The 5,969-nt window shown below is 39.4% G+C and carries 3 protein-coding genes; 2 read left to right on the top strand and 1 reads right to left on the bottom strand.

The features are described 5' to 3' along the window. Positions 1 to 92: 92 nt before the first annotated feature. The gene (locus tag AC3DU7_RS22520) at positions 93 to 353 is read right to left on the bottom strand and encodes a helix-turn-helix domain-containing protein (RefSeq protein ID WP_488041536.1); all 261 of its coding nucleotides are present in this window, start codon (positions 351 to 353) and stop codon (positions 93 to 95) included. Between the two features lie 993 nt (positions 354 to 1,346). Here AC3DU7_RS22520 and AC3DU7_RS22515 point away from each other — a divergent pair. Both AC3DU7_RS22515 and AC3DU7_RS22510 read left to right on the top strand, forming a co-directional pair. After that, positions 1,347 to 4,310: an insulinase family protein gene (locus tag AC3DU7_RS22515; protein WP_488041535.1), complete on the top strand. Its 2,964-nt coding sequence runs from the start codon at positions 1,347 to 1,349 to the stop codon at positions 4,308 to 4,310. 235 nt (positions 4,311 to 4,545) lie between these two features. After that, positions 4,546 to 5,583, top strand: a complete 1,038-nt coding sequence (locus AC3DU7_RS22510; protein ID WP_488041534.1) for a hypothetical protein — start codon at positions 4,546 to 4,548, stop codon at positions 5,581 to 5,583. Positions 5,584 to 5,969 lie beyond the last annotated feature (386 nt).

The raw sequence follows: 5,969 nt of genomic DNA, 5'->3' as shown, positions 1-5,969 counted from the left end.
AAATCTTAATACTTCCTTCTAAGTAAAAGCTGTCTTTTCTACCTTTTTTCTTAAACACTGGAAATCCACGTCCCCGAATAGTTAGAAAGTTTTTAAATGCCCTTTCTAAATCTCTTAATGCTTGTTGTGGGGCACCCGATCGATACCTCATAGTACCAGGGATTAATTGATTTGACTTCGGCTACTAAACGTTTATGCAGGGTGATGGCGCTTGGGCGTTTTTTAGTTTCTTCGTACTCAGTAATGCAAGTTGCTAATCCCCAGTTATAAGCATGACGAGCAACTCCTGCGTGTTTGGCAAGTATTGTTTTTTGTTGATTATTAAGTTTTAGTTTAGTCTTTATTGATTTCATGATTATTGTTTTTGTTGGCACTAAGCGCGCAGTTGTGCTGTTTCATATATAGTTAATAAGTTAGACATAAATCTAGTGTATCACAGAGTATTTGTCTAATTGTGTCTCACTTTGTCTAATTATTTTAATACTGTTTATTTTAATACTGTTGATAGCCCCCTCCGGGGGAGCTGCGCTAACGGTTGAATAGTTACACTTTGGAGGAATGAAGGTAGAAGGGAAAAAAAGATTAGAAGGGGTAAAGTTTTTTTATCACTAACTATCCGGACATAATATTATTTATATATAGTTATTCCCATACTGGTAAGGCACAAAAGTCTATGTTTCAGGGAACAGGGAACAGGGAACAGGTATAGAGAGATATAGAACAGAAATTAAAGATAGGTGTACCTAATTAGCCTAGAAAACGCTATACTGTCAAATAATTAAACTTTAAACTGCTTGATAAAACCGATATAAAACGTCATAGCTAGCAACATTTTAATATATCGTTATTCTCTGATTAAGTCAATGCTCTACAAAATTAAAAGCTAATTTAGTTCAATCTATAAGAACCCTTGAGTGGTATTTTTGTCGGCGATTCAGTTTTTTGTCAGGACTCAGGATGTGGATGGAAAGCATCAGGCAAATAAGATTGAAAAATACTACCCTTCTCCCCTTTTTCTCATCTTCCTACACCCCCCAAACCTAAACTGGGGACTTTATAATCACATTTGGTTCACAAATTTTTGGACTTACCTGGGACCTCTTCGCTGTGCTAGTAGGGCTAATTCTTTGTCGTCAGAGAAGATTAAATTAGAAATACATTTAATTGTGCAAAGATACGAATCTCATCATTTCCCCAAATTTCCCTCCTGGAAAGGGTTAGGGTTGGGTTCCTATGAATTTTTATCTAGTGACAATAAATTTACCCTATCTTGGCCAGAGGGTAAACAGAACTAGAGAAATAGCCTACACTAATAAAAAAGTAAACAAAATCGCAACTCATTTTCTATGCCCGTATTAAGCGAAAGAACCTTAGAAGTTGGACAAAAATTAGAAGGCTTTGAGGTAAAAGCCATTACCCCCCTCAAACAACAGCATATAGTGGCATATCAACTAGAGCATCTGAAAACTGGTGCAAAATTGCTACACCTCTATTCAGAAGATGCTGAAAATTTGTTTTCCATCAGTTTTCCGACTCCTCCGCCAAATAGTACAGGAATACCTCACATTCTAGAACATTCTGTTTTAGCAGGTTCAGAAAAATACCCTGTACGGGAACCATTTTTTGAAATGCTAAAAATGAGTCCTGCAACTTTCATCAATGCGATGACTGGACCTGACTGTACTTATTATCCAGTCTCCAGTAAAGTCAAACAAGACTTATTCAACCTGGCAGAAGTATACTTTGATGCAGTATTTCATCCTCTACTGACTGAAAACACATTCAAACGGGAAGGCCACCATCTAGCTCCTGCCGATCCAGAAAACCCTCAAGGCGAGCTAAAATTTACTGGGGTAGTCTACAACGAAATGAGTGGTGTCTTTTCAGACCCCGAGCAACGCTTAGATAGCATTGCTAACAAGATTCTATTTCCTGACAACATCTATGGTCTCGAATATGGAGGCGACCCGAAAAATATTCCCGAACTCACTTACCAAGATTTCCAGGAATTCCACGCTAACTATTATCACCCTAGTAATGCTTACTTTGTTTTCTATGGGAATATTGCAACTCCAGAATATCTACAATTTTTGGCTGGAAAGTTAGATGTTTTTGAACGGCGCGAACCAAAAATCAACATTATTCCTCAGTCTCAATGGAGCGAACCCCGTTTCCAAGAAGCTTCTTATCCTATTAGTGCAGGAGACTCAGCAGAAGAGAAAACTTACATTCTGCTCAAATGGTTAGTAGGAGATAGTACCAACTCTGATGAATGGGTGGCCTTGGATATTCTCAGCCGAATACTGTTGGGAAATGAAGGGGCACCACTGAAAAAGGCGATCGTTGAATCTCAAATAGGTCAAGACTTACTTAGGTCTGGAGTAGACTCTGTAGGTAAGGAAACTACTTTTCATATTGGTATTCAAGGTGGCGAACCAGACCGTGGTGAAGCATTCAGTCAGTTAGTTATTAATACTCTTGCAGAACTTGCAGAAACCGAACTTGAACCGAGTCTTGTGGAAGCAGCTTTTCAACAAGCAGCATACCAACATCAAGAAATTGCCAGTATGTATCCTTTACGGATGTTGTTCCGGGTGATGCAAACTTGGATTTATGGTAACGATCCATTAACGTTTTTGCAGATAGGCGATCGCCTGGTTGAATGCAAACAACGTTATCTTGAAGACCCTAATTATTTCAACAACCTCATTCGTGAAAAGTTACTCAACAACCCCCATCGTTTAACTTTAGTATTAAAGCCAGACCAAGAATGGCAATCAGCTTATGACCAAGAAGTAGCAGCACAAGTAGAGCAGGTACGTTCTCAACTGACTCCAGAAGAGCTAGAAAATATAGCTAAAGAAGCAGAAGCACTAGAAGTTGAGTCAGGAACTCCCAACGATCCAGAAGCAGTAGCTAAACTACCTCAACTACAGGTAAGTGACTTACCACCAAAGCCAGACGATATTCCTACTGATGTCGAACAGATTGATGGTGGAGTGACACTATTACGCAACCATGTGTTGGCAAATGGGGTAAACTATTTACAGGTAGATTTTAGTCTACGGGGGTTGCCTGAAGATTTGTGGTTGTATGTACCTACTTATATAGATGCTTTGCGGAAGTTGGGTGCAGGGGATATGGATTACGAACATATTGCTCGACGTATTGCTTCTTATACAGGTGGAATTAATTTTAGAACTCAGTTGCGGACTCACTCTCAAGATCCTTATCGTCCTATACATGGATTTCGTGTTACTCTAAAAACCCTTGACGAACAACTAGAGCCAGCATTAGATTTATTGCGAGATTTGATTTTTGCAGTCAACCCTCGCGACACAGCTAGACTACGAGATGTTGTTCATCAGTCTTTGGCTCAGAGTAGTTCAGATTTAGTTTACAATGGTATTTATACAGCCATGTTGCGGGCTAGCGCTGGCATGACAGCAGAAGCTAAAATTAGCCAAGTTATTAATGGTTTGCCTCAATTAGACTTGCTAAACAAAGTATGCGACCGCTTTGATGAGCATGGGGCAAATTTAATGGCAAAAATCGAAACTATCCGCGATTATATTGCGAATCAGCCTATAGCTGCGAGTTTCACTGGTTCTGACAATGGTTATGAGGTGGTGAAGAACACCCTATCAGAGTGGAGTCAGCAGCAACAGCAACAACCAGGAGAGAATTTTGCTAGTCGCTTCGATCCTATCTACAATCTACGGGAAGCTTTAGCAGGCCCTGTACAGGTGGCTTATTGCGTTCAGACTATGCCTGCACCCCACTTCAGCCATCCCAAATCTTCATTGTTAGCATTGGGCGCTCATTTGCTGGGTTTGGGTTATCTATTCAGTGAAATTCGTTTGAAGGGTAATGCTTACGGTGCTGGATGCTCTTACAGTGGATTAGGAAAGGTTATTTCTTTGTATTCTTACCGAGACCCTCACGTTAGTCGCACTCTTGAGGTGTTTGCTGGTTTGATAGATTATATCAAGGATTTAGATTGGACTCAGACTGATGTTGACCGAGCTATTATTGCTACCATTCAGGATGATTCTCCAGTATTACGCCCAGAGATGGCTACAAGTTTAGCCTTAGAGCGTTATTTGATAGGGCAAACTACTGAAGTAAGAGAGGAACGTTATCAGCGATCGCTTAATGCTACGGTAGCGGATGTGAAGCAAACTTTGTTAGATGTATTTACTTCAGGCATGGAACACAGTAACATTTGTGTGATGTCTTCTCGCGCCAAATTAGAAGAAGCAAACGATCACATGGAAGGAAACACATTGGAAATTTCTGATATTATGTGATTTCATAACGATTAGATAAAATCAGTTAAGCTTAATGGCTAATAGCTAATGGCTGAATAGGTTATTAGTTGTTAGCCATTAATCTTTATAGCAGGGAACAGGTAATAAAAGTCAAAAGTTAAAAGTCAAAAGTCAAAAGTTAAAAGTTAGAAGAAAGTTTATAGTGGTCATTTGATATTACCCACTATTTGATGCAATAATATTTCGGCACTATGAGCTATAATATTGTCCAGTTATGCCTGAAACTCCCCAATTTCCTGAGGCTCTTGCTGAAGCCCTTAATAACTTTCCAGAGCTAGATTTAGACCTACCAGATCCAGAAGATGAAAATATTCCAGACTCAGACTTTGAAAAAGTAGTAGATACAGCATGGAAAGTTTGCGATCGCTTCGACCTCCAGACAGAAATCTGGCGGGGGCGTATCTTAAGAATAATCAGAGACCGAGAAAAAATAGGAGGAGATGGGCGAGGTAGCGGATTTCTAAATTGGCTCAAGGAAAGAGAAATCAACAAGAGTCAAGCTTATGCCCTGATAGAATTGGCCAATAGTGCTGATACTTTAATTGCAGAAGGACATTTAGACCCAGATTCTATTAATAATTTTAGTAAACGGGCTTTTGTAGAAACGGCAAAATCCGTTCCAGAAGTCCAAGAAATGGTGACAGATGCTGCTAAAAAAGGCGATCGCATTACTAGACGAGAAGTCAAACAACTAGCAGATGAATGGATGGCCATTAGTTCAGATTTACTCCCCAGCGAAATTAAAGAAAAGGCCACATCCGGTTCTATGCCGCCACGTTATTTAGCTCCCCTAGTACGAGAAATGGAAAAATTACCAGAATCTCACGTGAGCGCAATTCAAGAGGAGATCGTCGAAAGTCCTGAGTTGGAGACCGTGAAGCAATTGACCTCAGATGCCAAAAACCTTTCTAAATATCTTGATGCAGCAGCCAAAGTTCAAGCATTGAATGAATCACCATTAGATATGGAAATGGTACTCGAAGAAGCTTTGAGATTAGAATGTCTGAATGTAGTCGCCGATCTAGTAAAACAATCTGGTCAACTAGAAGCAACAACGGCTAAACTTTATAGTACCTGGAAGCGAGTCGGTAATCTATCAGAACGGTTATTTGTTGATACTGGTGCTAGTACACCTCATTTACGACACTTGTTAGGGTGTTTAGACAAACTATCTAATAATGTAATTGAGATCCGTCTCAGTGAAGTCAATGACCAAGTTATTCGTCTACAAATACTCTCTGATGGAGATTGAAGAAGGAATTTGTACTACACTATTTCATGGGTTGGGTAGAACGGAGTGTTAGCGGAGCTTATCCGTTAGGATAAATCCAACACATATTTTGTAGGTTGGGTAGAACGGAGTGTTAGCGGAGCTTATCCGTTAGGATAAACCCAACACATATTTTATTATATAGATGCAGGTTTTGTTGGGTTGCGCTGCCGCTTAACCCAACCTACTAGGTTAAATTAATAATAATTTGTTAGATTATTTCCATTAAGGAACGAACAGACAAAATTTTATCTTGTTCTCGATATACTAATAAATATTTAGTCAGTTTTTCATCAGGAATAATTACAGGTTGGGGTAGTTTCATTAAACTTTAAATCTCTTGCTGATAACTGATAACTGATAACTGA

This window comes from Okeania sp., assembly GCF_983059655.1.
The sequence above is the reverse complement of the archived record's forward strand: the minus strand, read 5'-3'. Positions and strand labels throughout refer to the sequence as shown.

Coding starts and splice junctions, on each gene's coding strand:
- AC3DU7_RS22520 (WP_488041536.1), bottom strand. CDS start 353: ATGAAATCAATAAAGACTAAACTAAAACTTAATAATCAACAAAAAACA.
- AC3DU7_RS22515 (WP_488041535.1), top strand. CDS start 1,347: ATGCCCGTATTAAGCGAAAGAACCTTAGAAGTTGGACAAAAATTAGAA.
- AC3DU7_RS22510 (WP_488041534.1), top strand. CDS start 4,546: ATGCCTGAAACTCCCCAATTTCCTGAGGCTCTTGCTGAAGCCCTTAAT.